This window comes from Amycolatopsis sp. cg13 (assembly GCF_041346965.1).
Taxonomy (GTDB): domain Bacteria; phylum Actinomycetota; class Actinomycetes; order Mycobacteriales; family Pseudonocardiaceae; genus Amycolatopsis.
In genome coordinates this window covers 1,353,079-1,376,803 of record NZ_CP166848.1, presented here as the reverse complement: position 1 = coordinate 1,376,803, position 23,725 = coordinate 1,353,079, and the positions used below count along the sequence as shown (strand labels likewise).

Sequence of the window (23,725 nt, the reverse complement as noted above, 5' to 3'; positions counted from 1 at the left end):
CTGGCCTGTGCAGTCGGCACCGCGCGCACATCATCGAAGAGATGGAGAACAAACGGAGAGGACCACCTCGCATGACGTCGCAGTTCTCGGTTGCGGGCTGATGGGATCCGCGCTCGCGCGGTCGCTCGCCGGCGGTGGCAAGTCCGTCGCTGGCTGGAACCGCACGCACCACCGAGCAGACGCACTGGCCAGCACCGCGATTGCGCCCGTGCGGGAGATCGACGGCGCCGTCCATGCCGCGCCGCTGGTCCTGGCGTGCCTCACCACATACGACAGCGCCCTCGTGGCCCTCGAGCCCGTGTCGGACTTGACCGGCATCACGCTCGTCAGTGTGGGCAGCGCAGCCCCATCAGACCTCGAAACTTTCGGGGTCTGGGGGTCGATCCTCGGATATCCGGAACAGATCGGCACCGAGGGGACGGCGATCCTCTGCTCCGGATCCGAAACCGCCAGGTCCGAGCACAGCGAGAGCCTGACCTTGCTGACTCCAGTGTCTGTCCGGGTGTCCTCGGACGTCAAGATCGCCAGTGTGCTGAACACAGGACTTGTCGGCATGTTCCTGGTCCCGGCCGTCAGTGCCTATGTGGAGGCGGCGACCTGCATGCTCGGGCAAGGAGTTGATCAGGCCTTTCTCGAAACCCTGACGCCTGCCGCGTTCGGGTCCATTCAGGCCGAGACGGCGCGGGTCGCAACGGCCATTGCCAGCGGTGATTTCACAACGGATCAAGCAACGATCGCCACCTACGCCCAAGCCTTGGACGGAGCCATCGACATCGCGAAGGAAACCGGGCTGAACCCCCCGGGTGTTCTTGGCCGCGATCGAGAACCTGAACGTAGCCGTCGATGCCGGACTGGGTGACCTCGGCTTCGCGGCCCAGACGAAGTTCATCGCCACAGGGTGAGCCTTCCCGCCCGATCGCGCGGACTCGGGCAGCGGTGACTGCCGCTGATCTCGATCGGCACGTCCATCAGCGGCGCTCGCAGTGCCGGTGGCCTCGCCGGTTACCTGGCAATGAACGCGACCCGTGGGCTGCCGGCCGCAGCGGGCGCCACGCCTCAGCCCCGCAATTGCACGAGCATGAGCGCGGCGACGACGCTCGCGGCGTTGTCGGCGAGCGGCGCCGGCAGCAGCTGATCGGCGCGGGCCAGCCGCCGTTCGATGGTGTTGCGGTGCGTGAACATCCGCTCCGCGGTTGCGGAGCCGTTGAACCGTTCCCGGACGTAGGTCAGCACCGTCTGCCGCAGCACCGGGTCGGCGGTCGCGAGGTCGCCCAGGGTGTCGGTGACGAACTGATCGGCCTGTGTCATGTCGGCCGTGAGCACCGACACCAAGGCGACGTCCTCGTAGCGGACAACGCGACGCGTCGAGCCGATCCGCGCCAGAAGCCGCTGCGCGGCGGCGGCATCCAAGTGGCTCCGGCGAAAACCGTCGAGATCCCGCCCCCGACGCCCGAACGCGACATGGATTCCCGGAAGGCCGCCCATGGCGGCCTCCGCCGTCTCGGCCGGCGGGACCGCATCCGCCGGGACCCATACCCACAGCGTGGTCGTGCTGGAGTTCAGGGTGAATCGGTACGAGGCTCCGCATATCTTCGTCACCGCTTCGGCAGCTGCGTCGAGACCTGTGACCTCGTCGGCGGAGTCGCTCCAGATGATCGCGGCGACATGATTGCCCGCCAGCGCGTACCCGAGGCGCGATTCGGCGAGCGCCCGGCCGATCGGCGCGCCTTCGAGCAAGAGCTGAACGGTGGAGTGCCGTTCGGCACTGGCGCCCTGCGCGAGCTTCGCCCGTTCCTGTTCGACGTACTCGTCGAGCGCCGCGATCGAATCGTCGATGAAGGTCGTCATCGACCGCTCGGACGCTTTCATCAGGTCGCGGAGCTCGTCGACGACGGCCGTCGTCGCGAAACAAGCGTCGACCCACAGCGCCCACGCCCCGTGCTGGGCGCCCCGCCACGAACCGAGATCGTGCATGTCCAGGCCGCGCCGCACCAGATCGCGGGCGAACTGCAGCACCTCCGGGTCGGCGCACGGCTCGACTCGCGCTCCGGGGTCCTGCAGCGTGGCCGACAGCCAGTGCCTGAAGTAAGCCTTGCTCATGTGCCGGTCGGCCGCTGCGAGCTGCGGATCCTCCAGCATCGCGCGGTACTCGGCTCCTCGGTGGGCGGCGGCCACCACCTCGTCGATCGCCGCGCTCCTCGATTCCAGGAGGCACTCGGCGGCGTCCCGCATCAGTTCGGCGATGTGCCGACCCGGTCGCGGCCAGCCTGAGTCCACGGCCGCAGTGTAGCGCCACCCGGCGCGGGTCCGTCCAGTTCGGCGCGCACGATCAGGCGCCGATCTCGGCCGGTGCCCGGCAGGGCTGCCGCGCCGCGGCCCGGTACCGGGCCCGACCTGGCAGAACGCCTGCTCTCGGCCATCCCGGGTCGGCTTGGCGTAATCGGCTGGCGTCGCCGCGCGCGGAGCCAGCCGTTCATTCTCCACGGCTCGTGCTCCCGGCCGGGCCTGTCGGCGACGGCGTCATGATGTTCCGCGGCAGCATCGCGAGGTCGGAGGCAATTGTCGGGCGCCAGCGGTGAGGCCGGTGCGCGAAATCCAGACGAACGCCGCAAAGCGTCGGGGACCTGTTGCTGGTCCCGGGTTTGACGAAGGCTCCGCGGAGGTGCTCGGCGTTCTCGACGAAGCTGCGCTTCGCGCCATGGCACGCCTGTCCGGCGGTGCCGTGGAACCCGGCTCATCGAGCGGCGTCGGCTCGCGATCTGCCCTGTCCGGAAGGCCGGGCAGCCTGGCCGGGCGGATTCCCGGCCGGTGCGGGGAGCCGGGTGCCGCGAACAGGTAGTTCCACGGGTGTCCCGCGCGCGGCGGCGGACGACGATGCGAAGCCAGACAACTGTCCAGCCAGGACATGCCGAACAAGGGGATCGCCGATGAAGCTGGTCTCTGCCGCTTCCGCGGACACCGTGAACGCCGAGGACGCCTGGCGATCCGGCGGGTCTTGAAGCGGGCGCGGATGCCTTCCGTGCCGGACCGGCAGGACGACGCGGCCTGGCGGCAGTTTCTGCGCACGCAGGCGTCGACGATGCTGGCCTGCGATTTCTTCCGTGTCGACCGTGCGCTCGCCCTGGAGCGGGTCTGCGTGTTGTTCGTGGTGGAGGTCGGCGGCCGTTGCGTTCATGTTCTCGGCACGGCCAAGGAGGCGCAATGCGGTTCTCTTCGCGGAATGTTCGCTGGGCGGCCGGGCAGATGGGGCGGATCGCGCTGGCTCCGGGGCTGCCAATACCGGTACAGCGACGCAGATCCGAGATGGTGGCGGGGTTTCTCCGGCCGCCGCGACAGGCCCGGATCCGTGCTGCTTCGGAAGGCGGGATCCGTGGCGAATGGATCGAATACGACAGTCCCGCGCCGCGCGGAATCCTTCTCTACCTGCATGGCGGCGGGTACGTGCTCGGTTCGCCGAAAGGCCACCGGTCGATGGTGGCCCGCCTGACCCGCGCGTGCGCGGTGCGTACGTTCTCGGCGGACTACCGGCTGGCTCCCGAACATTCCTTTCCCTGCGCTCTGGACGACGTTTTGGCCGTCTACCGCGCGCTGTCGGCGTCGGGGGAACCGATCGTTGTGGCCGGTGACTCCGCAGGGGGCGGGCTCGCCTTGGCACTGGCCATGGCGGTCCGCGACGCGGCGGGGGAGCCGCCCGCCGCGGTGGCGATGATCTGCCCGTGGCTCGATCTCACCGCGGAGGGAGCGCGGCTTCGCGGCACGGCACCCCGCGAGCCACTTCTGACCCCCGACGCACTGGCGCGCTGGGCCGAGGCATACACCACCGACGCGACCGATCCGCTGGTGTCCCCGCTCCTCGGAAACTTGGCCGGGCTGCCGCCGCTGGTCCTCCATTCGGCCGGCGACGACCTCCTTGCCGACGACGCGGACCGGCTCACGCGGCGGGCGCACCAGCAAGGCGCGCACATCGAACACCGCCGTTATCCCGGCCGGTGGCACGCGTTCCACCTTTTCGGCGGTCTGTGCGGCTCCGCCGATGAGGCCATCGCGGACTTGGCCGCCGGGGTCCGGTCCCATCTTCCAGCACGGAGGCCGGCCCTGTGAACGACTTCACCGGCAAGATCGCCTTGATCACCGGGGGCGGACGAGGCGTGGGCGCGGAAATCGGCGCTCTCCTGGCCAAGGGCGGCGCCCACGTCATCCTCGACTACTGCCGTGACGCCAAGCAGGCCGAGACGACGCTCGCGCGCATCCTCTCCGACGGCGGATCAGCCGAACTGATCCGGGCGAACGTCACTGACCAGGACGCTGTCGAGCGATTGTTCACCGCCGTCGGCGAACAGCACGGCCGGCTGGACGTCCTGGTGAACAATGCCGCCAGCGGCGAACTGTCCTATCTCGACGGTGTCACTGCCAAAGGCCTGGCCAGGGCGGCGGCGACCAACTGGTGGGGGCCGATGTGGTGCGCTCTCCAGGCAGCGCCGCTCATGCCCCCCGGCGCGGCGATCGTCAACATCTCCGCCCACGGCGCGGCGTTCGCCCTCCCCGGATACGGCGGCCTCGGCCCTTCCAAGGCCGCGTTGGAGAGCCTGACCCGCTACCTGGCGGCCGAACTCGGGCCGCGCCGTATCCGGGCCAACGCGGCCTCGGGCGGAGTCCTCGAGAGCGAGATCGCCTCCCGCTTGCCGCACTCTCCCGAACTTTTCGCTTCGATCAGCCAGCTCACCCCTCTGGGGCGTCTGGGCACCCAGCGCGAAATGGCGCAGGTGGCGGTTTTCCTCGCCTCCTCGGCGGCGAGCTGGATCAACGGGCAGACCGTGGTCGTCGACGGGGGCCTGCTGGCCGCTCCGCTCCCTTCGCCTCGCCCGGAGCCCCTATGACCCGGCACTCCGACACGGAAAAGGCCGGGGACGGCGTGACCGGCCGCCCCGCTCCGCATCGACGGCGTTCGTCCGCTCGGAAGGCTCGGCACATGGCACCTGATGACCAGCGAAGGAACCACGCGACGGACGAAGCCGCCATAACACCCTCGGCTTCGATTCCCGCCGCGCCGGGGAGCCTGCCGGTTCTGGGAAATCTGCTGCCGTTGCTGCGGGATCCGGTGGGATTCCTGGCTTCCCTGCCCGCCCACGGCGACCTGGTGCGGGTCCGCGTCGGCGGCGTCTCGCTGGTGGTGGTGTGCAGCCCGGACCTGGCGCACCAGGTCCTCCTCGACGACCGCACGTTCGACAAGGGCGGCCCGTTCATGGACAGCGCTCGAAAAGTGGCCCCCGCCAATATGCTGACCAGCCGCCGCACCCACCATCGCCGCTTGCGGAGGCTGACTCAACCGGCCTTCCATCACGACCGGTTTCCCGGATACGCCCGGACGATGACCGCGCAGATCGGCGCGATGGTCGATTCCTGGCAGGACAACCAGGTCCTGGACGTGCTGGACGAGATGCTCCGGTTCACGATGAAAGTCACGCTGGACACGATGTTCTCCAGCGCGCTGTCGCCCGAGGACATGGAACGCGCCATGGAGGACATCACGGTCGTCCTGGCGGGTGTTTTCCGGCAGACCGTCACGCCGGCCTGGCTGAACAGGATTCCCACCCCCGGCAACCGCCGGTACCGCCAGGCTCTCGCCGCCATGCGGCGCCTCGTCGAGACGATCATCGCGAAGCGCGGCGCCGACGGAACCGGACGCGAGGACCTGCTGTCCGCGTTGCGGGCGGCCCACGAACCCGCGAGCGAAGAAGCGGCCGCGCGCGATGGCCTGACCGACAGCGAAATCGCCGACCAGCTCATCCTCTTCATCGTGGCCGGGTCGGAGACCGCCGCTATCACCTTGGCCTGGGCACTGCATCTGCTGGCCTGCCATCCGGCCGTCGCCGAACGGTTGCGCGCCGAAGTCGACTCCGTCCTGGCCGGCGGCGTCGTCACCGCCGAGCACCTGCCGCGACTGGAATTCACCCGCTGCGTCGTCCTCGAAACGTTGCGGCTCTATTCGCCCACCTGGATAAGCACGCGGATCGTCACCAAAGACGTCCGTCTCGGCGAATACCTTCTGCGTGCCAACACCAACATTCTCCTCGCCCCGCACCTGGTCCACTACCGAAGCGATCTCTATGTCCGCCCCGAATCCTTCGATCCCGGCCGATGGACCTCGCCGAACGCCCGGCCCGCGCGCGAGGCATTCCTTCCCTTTGCCTCGGGCCTGCGCAAATGTCTCGGCGACAACTTCGCCTTGACCGAGGTCACTCTCGCCCTGGCCGGTATCACCGCGCGCTGGAGACTGCAGCACCTGCCAGGACAGGAGGTCCGCGCAGTCGCCAAGACCACCCTGCGCCCGAACGGGCTTCGCATGCGGGCCGGTGCAGTTCCGCACAACGGCTTCCCGCTTGATCCGGCTTCCAGTCGACACACAGGGAGAAAAGACATGACGACCGACCGCGTTCTCACGTTGCGCACTGACCTCGACAAGGCCGCGTTCGACTACTACGACAACAAGCGTGACGACCCCATCAACCTGGAACTCGGCGCCACCGACGGCTACTACCATCATCACTTCGCCGTCGGCGACTTCGACCCCGCTGTTCTCGCCCTCGCCGGAGACGAGCGCGAGCAGGCCATCAACACCGAACTGCATCGGATGGAGACCCGGCAGGTCGACGTCCTTGTCGAGGCGCTCGGCGCTGTTCCCGCCACGGCCCGGGTCCTCGACGGCGGTTCCGGACGGAGAGACACAGCCGGTCACCGCGGCTCGCGCCGAACGCGGGATACGCGTTTTCCTGCTCGAACCTTCGAAATGACGAACGCGACGCCGGGACTGGGCCGCCCGCGCCGGCCGATCCGGGAGGCCCTGTGGGCCCGTGCGACAACGACTGAAGTACGTCACGCCGGTTGCCCGGCGAGGAGGTTGGGAAGAATGGCAACGACCGAGTTTCTCGGCCGGATACGGGACTTCGTCCACTCGGACATCGTCGGCAAGGAACGGCACTTCGACAGCCTGCCGGAGGCGCCGACTGCCGAGTCGGCCCGGCTGCACCACGCCGGACTGGCGAATTGGTGGCTGCCGACTGACCTCGGCGGTCCCGGTATGTCCCTTGAAGCAAGCGTGGACATCGTGTCCGAACTGGCCTACGGGGACGCCGGGTTCGCCTTCGGCTCGCTGCTGTCCATCCTCGGCACGACGATCCTGCGGTACGCGGGGGACGCGGATTTCGCCCGGCCGTACCTGGAAGGACTGGTGCGCGACGGAGGTGTCTGCGGAATCCTCGTCAGCGAGGAGCAGGCGGGCAGCGAGCTGGCCCGGACCGCGGCCACCTACGCGCGGGTCGATGGCAAAACGATCGTCAACGGCGACAAGTACTTCTGCGCGAACGCCGATGCCGCGGACTTCTTGCTCGCGGTGGCGAGAGACGCGGAGAACGAGGCTGCCTGGCGCGTGATCCTGCTGCCGAGGGACACCCCCGGGCTGGAGATCGTCAAACGGTGGTCCACGGTCGGCGTCCGAGGCTCGGCGACCTACCAGGTACGACTGCGCGACTGCACGGTGCCCGCGGAGAACTGCCTGCCCGGCAACGGTTTGCGCAATCTGGAGGTCGGCCTGAACGCCAGCCGGGTCCTGATCGCCGCCACGGCCATCGGGGCCTCCCGCCGGGTTCGCGACCTGGCCATGGAGTACGCGGCCGGCAAGCAGGTCAAAGGCGCTCCATTGGCGGACAACGCCGTTTTCGCCGGCAAACTCGGGCAGATCGAGATGCTGATCGACGTGATGCGCAATCAATGCCGAGCCGCCGCGGCCGAGTTCGACCGGATGGCGGCGAAGGATCAGGCGCAGCTATACCGCGCCGGGACGTTGCGCTCGGCACTGGCCGCGAAGATGTACTGCGGCCAAGCTGGGTGGCAGGTGGCGACCATCGGCTCGGAGATGTTCGGCGGCCTCGGCTACACGCACGACCATCCGATCGAGAAGCTGGTCCGCGACCTGAGGTGCGTCGGACTGGTGGAAGGCGGCGACGACGTGGTCCGTGATCTGCTGTTCGCTCGTTACGTAGTGCCGGTCGCACGGCGCCGCTGATCTGCGGCGCCATCGGTGTCGAGGGCACCAGCGCTCAATGCGGGGCGCCTCGTGCCAAGTCGGATTTGCTTCGCTGTTCCGCGGACCAGTTCGGGTGGGCCGTTTCGCTAGCGGTTCACCCTGCGACGGACGCGGTGCCCAGCCGGGCCGTGAGCCAGCTTTCGAGCAGGGAGTCCGCGAGCTTCATCTCCTTCTCCGCGAAGGCACGGTCGCCGCAGGTGGTCCAGCGGACGGCGAAACCGTCGGACAGGCAGGCGATCGCCGAGACGATCTCGCCGATCGTCTCCTCGTCGACGGGGCGGTCTCCGGCCGCGTTCCGCAGCGTCGAGCGTGCTCCTTCGAGCGCCTGGTCGTACAGCTCGGTCCCGCTGTCCTCGTGCTGGTGCCGCGCCCAGGTGATGAGTTCCAGCGCCGAAATCGCGAAACTCGGCGAATCGACGTAGTACTCCATGACGTCGCGCAGAATCTTGCGGGCCGCCTCCTCCAGGGTGGCCCTCGGGTCGACCTTCGAACTCAGCACGCGGAATTCGCCGACCACGAACTTGTAGACGTCGGCGAAGAGGGCCTCTTTCGAGTCATAGCAGTAATGCACCATCGCCAGATTGGCGCCTGCCTGCTCGGCGATCCGCCGGGTGGTCGCCCCGTCGATGCCGTGCTTCCCGATGACCTCGACGGCGGCGTTGACGAAGTCCTGGCGCCGCTGCGCCGCGGAAATCCGTGCCACGAGCCCTCCTGGGAACGACCTGCGCCCCCTGGCCGGACGCTCGAACAAGTAACCACCAGGTTACTAGGGCGCACTCAGTGCCGGGCCGGTTCACATTCCAGCCGCAGATGAGGATTCTTCCGCGAAAGCAGTCCATTTAACGCGGACTGACCTGCCTGCGTGGCCGTGCTCCGTGCTGAATGCGAAGCGGTTTTTATCGCTCAGCCCTTCGCCGAAGCCTCGCGGAAGCTCTCCCTGCTCGCGTATTCCCGGGTCGAGGTTCGCCTGTCCGGCGGGATGAAGGCTGCCAGCGACGAGCGCTCGTGCTCGGTCATCGGGCGAGCGGTGCGGCGCTGTTCGTCCCACATGACGAGCACCGCCTCCGACTTCGCGCGGATGGTTCCGCCTGCCGAGATTCCCTCGGAGATCAGCACGCTCGACGTGCCCAGTTCCAGGACTGCCAGGGTCACCGTCACGGTGCCGTCCGCGGGCGTGATTTCGCTCCGGTAGTCGATGTGCTGGGACCGGAGGACGCACGGCGGGTGTGGTGTGCCGAGACTTTTGACCAGCCACGCGGCGCGCGCTTCCTCCAGCAAGGCGAGATAGGCGGTCGCGGTGAGATGGCCCAGCGCGTCTATCTCGTGGGGCCGGAGTTGATAGTCGCTTCGCCACATGGACGCACAGTAATCAGATCGAACGCGTTGTCCGGGTGGCGGGCGGGTTCTCTGCCCGGTCGGGGGACGCATCCCCCAGCCGGACGCAGTCGGGGAGAGGTTCCGCCTCGGCGCGGGTGCGTGCGACACCCTGATGAGTGCCCGGCTTGGTGCCAACCCCGACGCTGCGGCTGTGAAGCACCCCCAGCGGGTACCGGGGGACAGGTACTACCCGGGTAGTTCCCCGGGTGTTCATCCGGCGGCTACCAGCGATGATTCAGATCACAGGTAGATGGTTCGCCCCGTCGAGGCGGGTGGTGCGGCGCCCCGCGCGGCACTGGAGAGAGAGCCATCCCGTGGGTCGGCGTTGACCGCACGAGCAGCCGGAGGTGCCCGGATGACAGTCATGGCCATGGAACGGCCCGTTGCGGCCGGGGAGATCCCAGACGACCGATGTCAGGCGCAGCGGGTGTTGATCGTCGAGGAACACGAATTGCTGCAAGCCGGGCTGCGGGCGGTGCTGCACGACGAACCGTGGGTGGTGTCGTGCCTCGGGGTCGCGACGGCCGACCTGGCTTGGCAGGTGGCGCGGCGGTACCAGCCGCAGCTCGTCCTGGTGAGCACGTCGCTGCCCGGCCGGTCCGGGCTCGAGCTGTGCCGGGCGTTCCACGCGCGGATGCCGCACGTCCGGGTCGTCCTGATGTCGGCTGAGGGGCGGGTGTCCGCGGCACTGGCCCTGGTGAACGGCGCCGTCGCGGCGTTGCCCAAGCAGATGCCGACCGCGGTGCTGGTCGATTCGGTGAAACGCGTCGCGGAGGGCGAGCGGGTGTTTCCGAAGGAAACCGTGCCCTTGCCGGTGCAGCTTTCCAAGCGCGAGCTGGACGTGTTGCAGCACCTGGTGTCCGGCCTGAGCAATCCGGAAATGGCCCTGTCGCTGAACCTTTCGCGGCACACCGTCAAACAGCACACGAGCGCGGTCTACCGCAAGCTCGGCGTCCGCAACCGGGCGCAGGCCGCCAGCCGTGCGCAAGAACTCGGGCTCGTCGCCTGATCCCGCGTGCAGCGCGGTCCGCCCGGGGAATGGCGGACAATTCGGGCAATGGTGCACTGGGCGCCGTCCCGGTTCCGATGCCTGGTGAGCAGGGAACCGGAGACGTACGATGACGCGCGTCCCGGCCACCGATACACGCAGGATGCCCATGGCTTCACCGCAAGGAAGATCGCCGACGACCGTACCGGCGGACTTCACGAGTTTCGTCGGCCGCCGGCACGACCTCACCGCGGTCCGGCAGCTCATCGCCGCGGCGCGGTTGGTCACGCTCATCGGGATCGGCGGGGTCGGCAAGACCCGGCTGGCGTACCGAGTCGCGGGCGATGCGCGGCGAGCGTTCCCCGACGGTGTGTGCCTGGTCGAACTGGCGGCTCTCGAGGACCCGGCCCTGCTGCCGCACGCGGTGCTGGGCGCACTGGCCGTCCGGGAGCAGTCCGCGCGCGAACCGGTCGAGGCGCTGTGCGATCAGCTGCGGACCTCGCGGATGCTGCTCGTCCTCGACAACTGCGAGCATCTGGTGGCGGCGGTCGGCGACCTCGCGGACGCGGTGCTGCGCGCGGCGCCCGATGTCCGGATTCTGGCAACCAGCAGGCACTCCTTGAAGATCGCGGGCGAGCACGTTTTTTCGGTGCCGCCCTTGCCGGTGCCGGACCCGGAGGAGCCGATCACGCCGGGTGCGGCGACGCACTACCCGGCCGTCGCGCTGTTGACCGAGCGCGCGGCGGCCGCGGTGCCCGGTTTCGCCCTTACCGCGGAGAACGAAGCGGCAGTCGTGCGGCTGTGCCACCAGCTCGACGGCATTCCGCTGGCGATCGAGCTTGCCGCGGCGCGGCTGCGAGTGCTGTCCATCGACGATCTCGTGAGCCGGCTCGACGACCGCTTCGCGATGCTGCGCGAGGGCAGTCGCAACATGCCGGAGCGGCATCGGACGCTGCAGGCACTCGTCGACTGGAGCTACGACCTGTGCACGCCGGCGGAGCGGCTCTTGTGGGCCCGTGCCTCGGTGTTCGCGGGCGGATTCGACACCGAGGCGCTGGAGGAGGTCTGCGCGGACCCGGAGCTGCCGCGGGAGGCCATCCTCGACACCGTCGCCGGTTTGCTGGACAAGTCGATCTTCACTCGCGACTTGCACGCGCGACACGCTCGGTTCGGGATGCTCGAAACGGTCCGTGCGTACGGGCAATCCCAGCTCGCGGAGGCTGAGGAGCGGACCCGCCTGGAGCGACGGCATCGCGACTGGTGCCTGAAGCTCTTCGGAGCGGCGGGCGAGAAATGGGTCGGCCCGCAGCAGCACAAATGGACTGACCAGGTCCTTGCGGAGCACGCCAATCTTCGTCGGGCGCTGGAGTTCTCCTTCTCCGTGCCGGGCGAAGCGCGAGTCGGCTTGCGCTTGGCCGCGATCCCTTGGTTCTGGGGAGCCATCACGTCGGTGTCCGAGGGGCGGCTCTGGCTGGAGCGCGGGCTGGCGTTGGACAAGGAGCCGAGTCACGAACGAGCCTGGGCCTTGGCGACCGCTGCCTACGTCGGCGCCTTCTTGGGCGATCAGGACGCGCTCACCGCCGCGCCGGAGCAGGCTCGTGACCTCGCCCGGCAGCTTGGCGACACAGCTGCGCTCGCGTACGCCACGCATGTGATCGGGATGCGGCTCGTGGTGTCCTCCGATCCTGCCAGCGCGGTGCCGGTGCTGACTGAGGCGCTGGAGTTGTACGAGCGGGCCGGCGCGAATTCCCAGTACCCGGACAGCCTGAGAGTCGAGCTGGGAGCTGCGCACTTGCGCATGGGCGAGGTCCGCCGCGCGGCCGAACTGTTCGCCGAACTGTTCGAGCACTGCAAAGCCAACGGCGACCAGTGGAATCTCTCGTACGCGTTGTGGGGGAGGGGTTTCGCCGAATTGCTGGAGGGCGACGTCGGCCGTGCCGAATCGGATTTGCGCGCTGCGCTGCGGATCAAGTGGACGTTCCACGACACACTGGGCATGGCTTTCGCCATGGAGCAGCTAGCGTGCGCGACCGCGGCGAATGGGGACGGCCAGCGCGCGGCGATGCTCTTCGGCGGTGCGGAGACGCTGTGGCAAGCCGTCGGCGCCCCGCATCCCGGCGATGGCGCCCGGCAGTTCGGCCCGCAGCGGGAGAAGTACGAATCCGCGGCGCGGAGCGAACTCGGGGACGAGCGGTTCGAGGCAGCCTTCGCCCGCGGGGCCGAGCAGCCGCGCTCGGAGATCGTGGCGCTGGCGTTGCTCGACGTTTCGCCGGACAGCGGCTCGGAGCCGGTTCCGGCGGACGCATCAGTGCTGACCCGGCGTCAGCGCGAGGTCGCGGAACTCGTCGCCGAAGGGCTGTCGAACAAGGAGATCGCCAAGAAGCTGGTGATCTCCTTGCGGACCGCGGAAGGGCATGTGGAGAGCATCCTCGCGAAGCTGGGCTTTTCGACCCGGACCCAGATCGCGAACTGGATGGTGCGGCCGTCGCGGTGACGCGGTGCCGAACGCCGTCAGATCTCCTCGGAGACGACCTCGACGACCGGTCCGGCGGGGCGGTTTTCGACGAGCAGGGACAGTTCGGCGAAGTAGGCGTCCGGGTCTACCGCGCTCTCCGGCCCGTGCACGCCGGGTTTGCCGACCGTGCCGCGGGCCATCATCAGCGTGGCGACGGCGAGCGGGTATCCGGTCATTTCGCCCATGTTCGCGTCGGGCAGCACGATCGGCCGCGCACCGACCCGGATTCCCTTGCCGTCCTTGGTTCCTTCGGCGACCGCGAAGAGGTTGGGCAGCGTCGGGGACGGGCCCGCGGAAGCACCCCCGGTGTTCGGTTCGCGGAGAATCTGCTTGGCCGCGCCGGTGACCTCCAGCTCGCCGGCGCGCACGCGCTCGGCGACGCGGATCATGCCTTCCATCAGGCCCCGGCGAGCCACCATGAGGTTGAGCGAGTCGCGTACCTCAGGGCGGACGCGTGGGAGCGTGAGCGGCTCGGGATGCCCGCAGACCCAGACGGAACCTGCTTCGCGGCCGGGGTAGGCGAGCGTCATCTCCTCGAGCGCATAGGTGTCGACGAGCCCGCCGTCGCGCCAGGTCTTGATGGGTTCGGTGCAGTTGTGGACCCAATGCTCAAGAGCGGCATTCGGTTTCGGGTCGGGGTCTTCGGCGGTCGGGTAGGGCAGGGCTCCGACGCGCCAGGCGGTGTAGACGCGGTCGACGGTGTCGCACTTGTTCATCGCCAGCAGGGCGAGAAGGTTGCTCGTGCCGGGGCTGGCGCCCATCCCGATCACCGCGGTGACGCCCGCGGCGCGGGCGGCGTCGTCGAGCCCGAGCATTTCGAGCGTCGGCTCCCAGTCGTCGCAGATGTCGAGGTAGTTCGTCCTGGTCGCGATCGCCGCGGTGAGCACCTCGCGCCCGAAGCGGTAGAACGGCCCGGCGGTGTTGAGGACGATGTCGACCGGCGTCAGTGCGTCGTGGAGGGCGTCGGCGTCGGAGATGTCGAGTTCCAGCGGCTGGGCCTTCGGGCCGAGTTCGGCGACGAGCCGGGCGGCGCGGTCCTGGTCGCGGTCGGCGACCTGCACCGATTCCACCTCGTCGGCTTTGGCGAGAGCGCGGCAGGCGTAGGCGCCCATCTCGCCGGCGCCGCCGGCCACGAGGATCCGCTTGCGCCCGCGGCGGTTCGTGGAGGAGTTCGTCATGCGGCCATGGTCGGGCGCGCGGCAGGCCCGGCGAGCCGGCGCAGGCGTTCTACGCCCGCTCGGGGGATTCCGGCCGCAGGTCCGCCGCATCGTCCGCGCGGCAGCGGCGAACCGCGGTCTTGTCCCGGCTCCCGGAGGTTGCCGGATATCGGCAGTTCTGACCTGTCTCGCACGCTTTGCGGCAGGACGCGCGGCCAGCGGCATCCCCCATCCGGTCACTTCGCGAGTCCGGCAGCCTGCCCGGTTCGGGGCCGCTCCTACCTTGTCCGCCACCAGTGAGCCACTCGACAGATCGGGATCGACGATGACTCATATGCAAGAGCCGGCGAGCCTTTCCGCCGCCGCAGACGTCGGGGCGCGGTCCGCGCCCAATCGCGCCGCGCTGATCGGGATCGCCGCGGTGCTCGCGACCGTGACCAACGCGGTGGCCTTCATGCTGCCCCCGCTGCTGCCGCTCATCACGATCAGCTACGCGCAGAACTCGGTGACCGCCGCGACGTGGGTGTTCACCGCTCTCACCCTGGGCGGCGGCGCCGGGTTCGTGCTGATCCCGCGCATGACCGACGTGCTGAGCGATCGCACCGTTTCGCTGCTGTCCGGGGGATTCCTCGCCGGCGGCGCACTGATCGCGGCGGTGGCCGACAGCTACGTCGCCCTCGTCGTGGGCTCGGCGCTGATGGGCTTCGGCGGCGCGGCGCAGCTGGTGCCGCTGAGCTTCCTTCGCCGGCACCTGGGCGGCAACGCCGTCTCGACGGCGGTCACCGTGCTGATCATGGCCACCGGCACCGGCGTCGTGCTGGGCATGGTCGGCGGGGGCGTCTCGCTGAAGCTGTGGCCGGTGCCGGACCGGCTGACCCTCGATCCGACGACGATGGCACCAGTCATCCCGCACCAGTCGATCGCGCCGTTCTTCTATGTGCTGGCGGGTCTTTTCGTGCTCACGACCATTGGTCTCCTGGCGATCGTGCCGAACTCGCCGCCGGAGTCCCGCGGGCGGATCGGCATCTTCGGGACCGTGTGGCTGATCGCGTGGGTCGCGATCATCCTTCTCGGCTTCAGCGCACCTCCCGACACCGCGATCGGCAAGCACGCCGACCTGGTTCTGCTGCTCGGCCTCGTGCTGGCGGTCGGGTGGGTCTTCGCCGAGCGCAAGTCCTCGAAACCGACCTTCGACTTGGCGTTGCTGCGCAAGCCTTTCGTCACCACGGCGTGCCTGTCGGCCGGCCTGTTCGGCTGTGTCGACGCCGCGTTCCTGGTGCTCGTCAACTACTACCTGCAGAACCCGAACGACCCGGCGATGCTGCACGGCAATCTCCCCAACCCGTTCCCGGTCGGCGGCGTGAGCCTGCCGGCGGGCGCCGGGTGGCCCGATCACGTCGCGCAGTACGGCTTGAACTTCAGCCCGCTCGCGACCAGCCTCGTGATGCTGCCGTTCGCGCTGACGATGTTCCTGTCCGGCAAGGTTTCAGAGCGGTTCGTCGCGCGCGGACGGCCCGGAGTGGTGCTGGTCGCCGGAGCGGTGATCTGCGCGGTCGGCCTGGTTTTCCTTGCCGTCGCGCATGATCAGGTGTGGGAATACGTCGTCGGTTCGGGCATCGTCGGCCTCGGCAGCCGGGCAGGCTACAGCGGCGCGTTCGCCGTGCCGCAGTTCGTCGTGCCCGAGGAGCGCGCCGGCATGGCGGCGGGCATGCCGGGCACCGTCATGGCCATCGGGTTCGCGGTCGGCGCGGCGGTGATCACCGTGGTGCAGAACGCTTCGGGCTTTGTCTACCAGTCCGTCGACGCGGCGGTGCTGACCGAACTCGGGACCAAGGCCGCGAGCGGTTCTCCGGCGGCGGTGAAGGCGTATACGGACTATGCGAGCCAGGTGAACCTGAGCACTTCGGACCTGCTGCTCGACGGCACGCATTTCCCGCTCGCGGACGTGTACACCTACGGGTATTGGATCACGCTGGTCTTCCCGGTGCTCGTCATCGTGGCGACGCTGGTGTCCCGGTTGCGGCACCCGCACGGGTTCAGCCTGCTGGTGGGTGCCAGCGACTGACCAGTCCGCCTCGCCACAGCGGAAAGCCCCGGCCGATCGCGGCCGGGGCTTTCCGCTGCGCTCAGGAGATCGGTCCTTCGTGGACGATCAGCAGATCGTCGACCGAGTCCACGGCCGGTTCGACGAACTCCAGGAACACGGAGAAGAAGTCCCGCGGTTCGATGACGCCTTCCGGTGCGTGCACGCCCGGCTTGGCGATGCGGCCCTGGCGGAGCAGTTCGAGCCCGACGGCCAGCGCCGCGCCGGTGCCGCCGCCCATCTTGCCCGGCGGCATGGACGCGGGCTCGATCGAGACCGCCAGGGCTTCGCCGTCGCGTTCTCCCCGGGCCAGCGCCCACACCTGGTGAAGCGGGTCGCGGGTGCGCGGGGTGCCTTCGGGCGGCCCGGGCATGTCTTCCAGCTTGCTGGCACCCTCGGCGAGGGTCACCCGGCCCGCGTCGTAGTCCGCCGCGACGGAGCGGGCGTGGTCGAAGACCCAGGCCGGACCGGACGTGAGGTTGGTCGAGTTCACGACCGTGGGGAAGTAGCGAGGCAGCGTGATCGCCTCCGGGTGCCCGACTGTGTAGGCCTGAACCTGGCCTTTGCCCGGGTAAAGCAGTTCGACCGGAGCAATGGGCTCGATGTCTTTCTCGGCGCCGTCGCGGTAGGCGCGGATCGAGCCGCTGATCTGGATCAGCCAGTGCTCGACCGCCGCGCCGGCTCCTCCGGCCGAAGGGTAGGCGGGTTCGTCTTCGAGCACGGCGCCGCGCATCGACCAGCCGGTGAAGATCTCGGTGACCTTGTCGAGACGGCTGGCGGCCAGCGCTGCGGCGAGGTTGGAGATGCCGGGGCTGCCGCCGATGCCCTTCACGATGCGCAGGCCTTTTTCCCGTGCTTTGGCGTCGAACTCGAACGCCTCGACGGTGGATTCCCAGTCGTCGTCGATGTCGAGGTAGTCGCAGCCGCATTCGACGGCCGCTTCCACGATCGGCCGGGCGAACTTCGAGAACGGGCCCATGGTGTTGAGGACGACGTCGCAGTCCGCGAACGCCTCGCTCAGCGCAGCCGGGTCGGTGGCGTCCAGGCGCACCGCGGCGCACGGCCCGCCCACCTCGTCGGCCACCTGCTGGGCACGTGCCACGTCGATGTCGGCGATCAGCAGCTTGCGGGCTGAGCCGAGCTTCGCGATGCCGCGCACGGCCCAGCGGCCCATCGCGCCGGCCCCGCCGACGATGATCACGGTGCCAAGTGGCGGGTTCTGGTCAGACACGGGTGCTCCTTCGAATCTGGTTGCGGTTCAACAGCTGGTCGGCTCGATCGAGCACGCGGTCGGCGAGCCAGCCAAGGCGCAGCGTCAGCGGGTTCACGACGCCGGGAGCGAATCGTGGCGACTCCCGCCAGACAGCGGCCAGATCGTCGTGCGTGCCTTTGTCGCAGAGCCGGTCGGCGAGCAGGGTGCCTAGGTACGGCGCTTGGGGAAGCCCGTGGCCGTTGCAGGCCAGCGAGTAGTGCACCCGGGGGCTCGCTTGTCCCGCGACGGCCATGTTGGAGGGGGTGAGCCCGATCCAGCCGCCCCAGGCGCGCGCCGGTGCGAGGCCGGCCAAGGTGGGAAAGCGTTCCCGGAAGCCGCGCATCAGGTCGTCGACGACCGACTGGTCGGGCATCCGGTCGGCGCGCGCCCGGCGCGCGGTCTGCAGGCTGCGGGTGGTGAAGACGATCGTGCCGCGGTTCGTGGTCCGGAAGCTCTGCATCACGAAATGGTTCGTCGTGATGGGAACCCGGCTTGTCCACCCCGCCTCGTCCAATTGCGCCTCGGAGACCGGCTCCGTCTCGACGGCGGTGACCCACACCGGTGTGCTGAGGTTCCGCGGCGTGATCGGCAGCTGGTTGGCGAACGCGTTGACGGTCAGGATCGCTTGGCCGGCACGGATTCTTCCGCCAGGAAGGTCGATCCGGACGGCGTCACCGGTGTCCGCCACATTCGTGACCGGGCTCTGCTCGAACACGCGGACATTCGACGCGCGAACCGCCTCGCGAACGCCGAGCGCGAGCTGACCCGGGTTGACGGTTCCGCCGACTTTGATGTGCAGGCCGCCCGGGAACGCCGGGGGAACGCCTAGCTGCTGGGCGTCGCCCACGACAGATCGGCGGCCAGGCTTGGCATGCGCTGCCATCTTGCGGAACGCGGCGACGGTCGGCGCGGCGGCGACATTGCCGGTCGGCCGGTAGCCGCACTCGATCTCGTGGCCGTCGATGAGGTCCTCGGTGTGGCTCACGGCGTTGCTGGCGAACCGGTACAAGCCGCGCACGCGGTCGCCGTAGAAGGCCTTCAGGATCCGGGGATCGCTGCCCAGCGTCGGCGTGATGTACCCGGCATTGCGCGCGCTGGCTCCCCAGCCGCACAGGTCCGCCTCGACCAGCACGACGTCCCGGCCGAGTTCGGCGAGCCGGAGCGCGGCTGCCATCCCGCCGAGCCCACCCCCGATGACTGCGACGTCGCACGTCGTTTCGCCGGACAAAGCCGGTTCGAGGACCTCCGGCCGGTCGACCCAGCCGGTGCCCGAGAGGTAAGTGACGGACGATCCGCCCGCGTTGTCCATTGTGGTCCCTCGATTCGATCGATCAGTTGCCGAGAACGTCGGTGACGACCTCGTACACCTGTGTGCCGGGCGCGGGCGGTTCGGGCGCGAACCGCGCGAGATCGGTGAAGAAGACCTTCGGGTCGATCGCGCCTTCGGGGCCGTGCACGCCCGGCTTGGCGACCTGGCCGCGCGCCGACATCAGCGCGGCCACGGCCAGCGGGATGCCGGTCATCTCGCCCATGTTTCCCTCTGGCTGCACCAATGCCTGCGCGCCGACGCGCACGCGGGACCCGTCCTTGACGCCCTCCGCGACGGCTAAGATGTTGCTGGGCAGGCTCGGAGACGGCCCGGCGGCCTTGCCGCTGAGGTTCGGCTGCCGCAGCAGTTCGTCGGACGCCTGCCGGACGTTCAGCTCACCGGAACGGACGCGCTCGGCGATGCGGGTGATCGCGTCCATCAGGCCGCGGCGCGCGCTCATCACGTTCAGGGACTCCCGCACCTCCGGGCGGACCCTGGGCAGGGTCAGCGGTTCGGGGTGCCCGCACACCCAGACCGGGTCCTCGCCCCAGCCGGGATACGCGAGGGTCAGCTCTTCGAGCGCGTGCGCGTCCACGAAGCCGCCGTCGCGCCAGATCTTGATCGGCTCGGTGCAGTTGTGCACCCAGTGCTCGATGGCGGCGGTCGCCTCCGGGAACTGCTGCCCGGCGGTGGGCCGGGGGAAGTGCGCCGCGGAAGCGCGCCACGAGGTGTAGACGCGGTCGACGGTGTCGCATTCGGACATCGCCAAGACCGCGAGCAGGTTGCTCGTTCCGGGGCTGGCTCCCATGCCGATGACCGCCGTGACGCCGGCCGCGCGGGCGGCGTCGTCCAGCTCGAGCATCTCCAGGGTGGGTTCCCAGTCGTCGCAGATGTCGAGGTAGTCGGTGCCGGCAGCGATGGCGGCGCTGAGCACTTCACGGCCGAACCGGTAGAACGGGCCGGCGCAGTTGAGTACGAGGTCGACGCCGGAGAGCGCCTTCGCCAATGCTTCGGAGTCCGAGATGTCGAGCGCGAGCGCGGTCGCCTTCGACCCGAGCTTGGCCGCGAGCCGGGCGGCCTTCTCCTCGTCCCGGTCTGCGATGACGAGGCTCTCGATCTCGGTGGCGCCGGCGAGCACGCCGCACGCGTACGCGCCCATCTCGCCAGCGCCACCGGTCACCAGAACGTGCTTGGCGCCGTGCGCGGAAACTGTCGAAGTCATGGCCGCATCGTGGCGGGCGAACGGGCGTGCGGGCGGTCGCGACGGAGGCAGTGTGCCCGCCTGGGGGAGCAGTGGCGAACGGCACGCGAGCGGACTTTCCTTGTCCGGCATGTCGTTCCGCCACTGCTGTCCCGGCTAGAAGGTCACGACGCCGCGGATCAGCTTGCCGGCGAGGAGGTCGTCGTAGCCCTGGTTGACCTCTTCGAGGCGGTATTCCCGGGTGACCAGCTCGTCCAGTTTGAGCTTGCCGGTCTCGTAGAGGCCGAGCAGCCGCGGGACGTCGCTTTGCGGGTTGAACTGGCCGAAAATGCAGCCCTTGACCGTCTTCTGGAACATCGCCAGCTGCGCGGCGGGGAGCTGAACGCTCAGGTCGTCCCACGGGCCCATGGCGGTGATCGCGATAGTGCCGCCCTTGCCCACGACGGTGAACGCGGCCGTGACGACCTCCGGGTTCACGTCGCCGACGATCACCATCGCCGACTCGGCTCCCTGGCCGTGGGTCATCTCCCACACCGACTCCAGCGCCTGGTCCGCGTCCGCGAACGCGTGCGTCGCGCCCAGCTTCAGCGCGGTCTCGCGCTTGAACTCCACCGGATCCACGACGACGACGTACTTGGCGCCGGCCGCGGCCGCGCCCTGGACCGCGTTGATGCCGACGCCGCCCGCGCCGTAGATCACCGTCGTGTCGCCGGGGCGCACGCCCGCCACGTTGACCGCGGTGCCCCAGCCGGTCGGTACGCCGCAGGAGGTGAGCACCGCGCGATCGAGGGGAAGGGACCCGTCGATCTTGATGACCGAGTGCTGAGAAAGCGTGCCGTACTGCGAAAAACTGCCGACCGAGCACATGCCGCCCGCGTCCTCGCCGTTCAGCTTGAACCGGAAGGTGCCGTCCGGGAGCTGCCCATCGAGGAGGTTTTCCCCGAGGTCGCACAGGTTCTGCTTGCCGCTGCGGCACCAGCGGCATTCGCCGCAGCTCGGGATGAAGCTCGCCAGCACGTGATCGCCCGGCTTGACCTTGGTGACGCCCGCGCCGACCTCCTCGACGACGCCGGCCCCCTCGTGGCCGCCGACAATCGGGAGCCGGGAAGGGAAATCGCCCTTCAGCAGGTGCAGATCGGAGTGGCACAGGCCCGCGGCGGAATAGCGGACGAGAACCTCGCCCTCCTTCGGGCCGGCCAGGTCGAGTTCGACGATTTCGAAGGGCTTGCCGACCTCGGTCAGCACCGCGGCAGTGGTTTTCATTGCGCTTCCTCGGATTGGCTCGTGCGTTGGGGACGGCGAATCTAGGCCGGACATGCCCGCTTTCGGCCCTCGCCGGGCGGGGAATGCCCGGACGGGGGAGCCGGGCGCGCTTCGCGGGGCCGGCGCCGCGGGTGCGGGTTTCCGGTCTGTGAGGGGAACCCTGAGAGAATCAGATTCCCTCAGGGTTCCCCTCACGACCCGATGAACGGGCGCACGGACAGCGGGCTGCGGCTGCCCGCTTAAGCCTGGGGTCAGGAGGAGGCGCGGGCGATCTTCGTCGAGGCGAAGAACCCGAGACTGCCGAGACCGGCTTTTTCGGCCTCGGTCAGGTTTTCCACGGCCGCGGCGAGCAGCCGGGCCTTGTGGCCCGCCGACTGCATGGCGCCGACCGTGGCTCGGCAGCCTTCGGCGTAGACGCTGAGCGTGGCGGTCTCGGTCTCGTGCTGACCGCTCGCGATGGCTGCCACCGCCTCCTTGCCGGTAGTGGCCAGGGTCTGGAACGCCAGCTCGCTGATCGCGTTCAGCGTCTCCGGGTCGACGCCTTGGTCGAGCGCATAGGTGGATGCTTCGACGTACGCGCTGAGCGCCGCGGAGTAGAACCCGCCGATGATCGCGGCGTCGAGAACGCTCGCCGCCTTCACGTTGTCCGAGACGAACATGGAGTACGGCCCAGGTGCGGTCAGGGTTTGCTCGTGCTCGGCCCATGCCTCGGCGGAGCCCGAATAGAGGACCATGCCCTCGTCAGTGCCGACCTGCTGCGGGTAGCAGAGCACCGCACCGTCAATGTAGCGAATGCCGCGGGCGTCGGCCCACGCCTTCAGTTCCTCCGCGTCGGAGGGCGTGCCGGTGCCTACGTTGACCAGGGTGGTCCCGGTCCAGTCGGAGACAGCCGCGATGGCTTCGCTGGTGGTCGCGTAGGTGGAGGTGACAGCCACGACGAGTTTCGAGGACCGGACGATTTCGCCGATGTCCGCCACTGCGCGCACGCCGTCGGCTTCGAGTGCTTGGGCCTTGGCGGGGGTGCGGTTCCAGGCGGCGGTCCGGTGGCCCTTGGCGGCGAAGTTGCGGGCGAGGGCGGATCCCAGCAGCCCGCAGCCGAGGACGGCCACGTCGTAGGTCTTCGTCGTTGAAGAGGTGTCAGTCATGGATTCTCCGCGTTCTTTCTCGTGAATCGGGCGGGTCAGGCCTTGCGGGGACCGAGGCGTACCGGGAGGGATTGGCGCTGGTTGGCGAAAAACGACGCGGTGAACGGCGCGTCTCCGGCGATTTCCATTTCGGGGTAGCGCTTGAGGGTTTCCTCGATCATCACGCGCAGTTCCAGCCGGGCCAGCGCGTTGCCGAGGCAGAAATGCCTGCCGCCCGCTCCGAAGGCCTGGTGTTCCGGGTTCCGGGTCACGTCGAAGCGGTCCGGGTCCTCGTAACGGTCCTCGTCGCGGTTCGCCGACGGGTACCACATGACGACCGAGTCGCCTTCCTTGATCCGCGCGCCGCCGAGTTCGACGTCCTTGGTCGCGGTGCGGCGCATCAGCGCGAACGCCGGGAACATCCGCAGCGCCTCCTCGACCACGTTCGGCACCAGCGACGGGTCGTCGAGGACTTTCCGGCGTTCGCCCGGGTTCTCCATCAGCGCGATCATCGCGCTGGTGTAGGTCGCCATCGTGCTGTCGTTGCCCGCGGCGAACAGCAGCAGCATGCCCGCGATGATCTCGTCGTCGGTGAGCTTGTCGCCTTCGACCTCGGCGCCGACCAGGATGCTGATGAGGTCGTCGCCCGGGTTGGCCTTGCGGTCCTCGACCAGCGCCACGCACTGCCCGATCAGGTCGGGGATGAAGACGGTCAGCCACTCCTCGAGCCCGCCGGGGTTGAAATGCGGGTCCTCGAGGGCGATGTAGCGGCTGATGTTGTGGATCCAGCGGGCGTCGTCCTCTTCGGGAATGCCCATGAACCCGTGGATCACGCGAGCGACGATCGGCTTCGAGACGTCGTTGACCAGGTCGCAGGAATCTTTCCCGTCGAGGCGGTCGAGCACGTTCGCGACCGCCTCGACGACCCGGCCCTCCTCGGCCGCGATGCGGTCGCGGGTGAAACCCTCGAGGAAAAGCTGCTTGAGCCGGTCGTGCCGGGGCGGGTCGAGGTTGATCATGTCGGACTTGGCCAGTTCCACCAGGTCCTCGGGCATGCCGTGCCAGGTCAGGTCGACCGCTCCCTCGCGGTGGGAGGAGAACGTCTTCCAGTCGCGGCTGACGCGGGCGACGTCCTCGGCCTTCGTGACCGACCAGAAACCGGCGGCCTCGGGCATCCCGGCGATGCCGGCCGAGTGGTGCACCGGGCATTTGCCGCGCATTTCGGCGAAAACCTCGTGTGGCGGGCCGGCAGCCCACAGCTGCGGGTCGGCGACTGTGAAGCCGGGGTCGTCGAGTGTGCTCATCGTTCCTCCGCAGTGACGTAGCTAACGCTGATGCGCGCGAACGTAGGTCCAGAGACGCGGCGCCAGCGG

The 23,725-nt window shown here is 69.1% G+C and carries 17 protein-coding genes; 7 read left to right on the top strand and 10 right to left on the bottom strand.

Annotation, left to right across the window (positions count from 1 at the left end; translation table 11 throughout):
- The first annotated feature begins 7 nt into the window (after positions 1-7).
- Positions 8-859 carry an NAD(P)-binding domain-containing protein gene (locus AB5I40_RS06125; RefSeq protein WP_370937441.1) on the top strand — a complete coding sequence of 284 codons (852 nt, stop codon included), beginning with the start codon at positions 8-10 and terminating at the stop codon, positions 857-859.
- A 197-nt stretch (positions 860-1,056) separates the two neighbouring features.
- Here AB5I40_RS06125 and AB5I40_RS06120 read toward each other — a convergent pair whose 3' ends face one another.
- Entirely contained in the window at positions 1,057-2,277 is a 1,221-nt protein-coding gene (locus tag AB5I40_RS06120; protein ID WP_370937440.1) for a PucR family transcriptional regulator, read from the bottom strand.
- Between the two features lie 924 nt (positions 2,278-3,201).
- Here AB5I40_RS06120 and AB5I40_RS06115 point away from each other — a divergent pair.
- From AB5I40_RS06115 to AB5I40_RS06105, 3 genes are all read left to right on the top strand, one after another.
- The gene (locus AB5I40_RS06115; protein WP_370937439.1) at positions 3,202-4,101 is read left to right on the top strand and encodes an alpha/beta hydrolase; all 900 of its coding nucleotides are present in this window, start codon (positions 3,202-3,204) and stop codon (positions 4,099-4,101) included.
- Entirely contained in the window at positions 4,098-4,877 is a 780-nt protein-coding gene (locus AB5I40_RS06110) for an SDR family oxidoreductase (protein ID WP_370937438.1), read from the top strand. Before AB5I40_RS06115 ends, AB5I40_RS06110 begins: the two co-directional genes overlap by 4 nt.
- 92 nt (positions 4,878-4,969) lie before the next feature.
- On the top strand, positions 4,970-8,062 hold the full coding sequence (locus AB5I40_RS06105; RefSeq protein ID WP_370937437.1) for a cytochrome P450: 3,093 nt from the start codon (positions 4,970-4,972) through the stop codon (positions 8,060-8,062).
- Between the two features lie 115 nt (positions 8,063-8,177).
- Here the strand turns inward: AB5I40_RS06105 and AB5I40_RS06100 are convergent, their stop codons facing one another.
- Together AB5I40_RS06100 and AB5I40_RS06095 are read right to left on the bottom strand one after the other, a co-directional pair.
- Positions 8,178-8,786 carry a TetR/AcrR family transcriptional regulator gene (locus AB5I40_RS06100; RefSeq protein ID WP_370937436.1) on the bottom strand — a complete coding sequence of 203 codons (609 nt, stop codon included), beginning with the start codon at positions 8,784-8,786 and terminating at the stop codon, positions 8,178-8,180.
- A gap of 200 nt (positions 8,787-8,986) precedes the next feature.
- Positions 8,987-9,439 (bottom strand): acyl-CoA thioesterase, encoded by a 453-nt coding sequence (locus tag AB5I40_RS06095; protein WP_370937435.1) that lies wholly within the window; start codon positions 9,437-9,439, stop codon positions 8,987-8,989.
- Positions 9,440-9,815: 376 nt separating this feature from the next.
- Between AB5I40_RS06095 and AB5I40_RS06090 the strand changes: the two genes are divergently transcribed.
- On the top strand, positions 9,816-10,469 hold the full coding sequence (locus AB5I40_RS06090) for a LuxR C-terminal-related transcriptional regulator (RefSeq protein ID WP_370937434.1): 654 nt from the start codon (positions 9,816-9,818) through the stop codon (positions 10,467-10,469).
- Positions 10,470-10,617: 148 nt separating this feature from the next.
- Positions 10,618-12,942, top strand: a complete 2,325-nt coding sequence (locus tag AB5I40_RS06085) for a LuxR C-terminal-related transcriptional regulator (protein WP_370937433.1) — start codon at positions 10,618-10,620, stop codon at positions 12,940-12,942.
- Positions 12,943-12,959: 17 nt separating this feature from the next.
- Here the strand turns inward: AB5I40_RS06085 and AB5I40_RS06080 are convergent, their stop codons facing one another.
- Complete coding sequence (locus tag AB5I40_RS06080; RefSeq protein WP_370937432.1) at positions 12,960-14,141, bottom strand: saccharopine dehydrogenase family protein; 1,182 nt, start codon at positions 14,139-14,141, stop codon at positions 12,960-12,962.
- Positions 14,142-14,445: 304 nt separating this feature from the next.
- Here AB5I40_RS06080 and AB5I40_RS06075 point away from each other — a divergent pair, with 304 nt between their 5' ends.
- On the top strand, positions 14,446-16,185 hold the full coding sequence (locus AB5I40_RS06075) for an MFS transporter (protein ID WP_370937431.1): 1,740 nt from the start codon (positions 14,446-14,448) through the stop codon (positions 16,183-16,185).
- A gap of 61 nt (positions 16,186-16,246) precedes the next feature.
- Here the strand turns inward: AB5I40_RS06075 and AB5I40_RS06070 are convergent, their stop codons facing one another.
- The 6 genes from AB5I40_RS06070 to AB5I40_RS06045 form a co-directional block, all read right to left on the bottom strand.
- Complete coding sequence (locus tag AB5I40_RS06070; protein ID WP_370937430.1) at positions 16,247-17,434, bottom strand: saccharopine dehydrogenase family protein; 1,188 nt, start codon at positions 17,432-17,434, stop codon at positions 16,247-16,249.
- Positions 17,427-18,764, bottom strand: coding sequence for an NAD(P)/FAD-dependent oxidoreductase (locus AB5I40_RS06065; RefSeq protein ID WP_370937429.1), 1,338 nt, complete (start codon positions 18,762-18,764; stop codon positions 17,427-17,429). The genes AB5I40_RS06070 and AB5I40_RS06065 overlap by 8 nt, the downstream gene beginning before the upstream one ends.
- A 22-nt stretch (positions 18,765-18,786) precedes the next feature.
- Complete coding sequence (locus tag AB5I40_RS06060) at positions 18,787-19,986, bottom strand: saccharopine dehydrogenase family protein (RefSeq protein ID WP_370937428.1); 1,200 nt, start codon at positions 19,984-19,986, stop codon at positions 18,787-18,789.
- Between the two features lie 135 nt (positions 19,987-20,121).
- Positions 20,122-21,228: an NDMA-dependent alcohol dehydrogenase gene (locus tag AB5I40_RS06055; RefSeq protein WP_370937427.1), complete on the bottom strand. Its 1,107-nt coding sequence runs from the start codon at positions 21,226-21,228 to the stop codon at positions 20,122-20,124.
- 251 nt (positions 21,229-21,479) lie between these two features.
- Positions 21,480-22,373 carry an NAD(P)-dependent oxidoreductase gene (locus tag AB5I40_RS06050; protein WP_370937426.1) on the bottom strand — a complete coding sequence of 298 codons (894 nt, stop codon included), beginning with the start codon at positions 22,371-22,373 and terminating at the stop codon, positions 21,480-21,482.
- A 35-nt stretch (positions 22,374-22,408) separates the two neighbouring features.
- Positions 22,409-23,656 carry a cytochrome P450 gene (locus AB5I40_RS06045; RefSeq protein WP_370937425.1) on the bottom strand — a complete coding sequence of 416 codons (1,248 nt, stop codon included), beginning with the start codon at positions 23,654-23,656 and terminating at the stop codon, positions 22,409-22,411.
- Positions 23,657-23,725 lie beyond the last annotated feature (69 nt).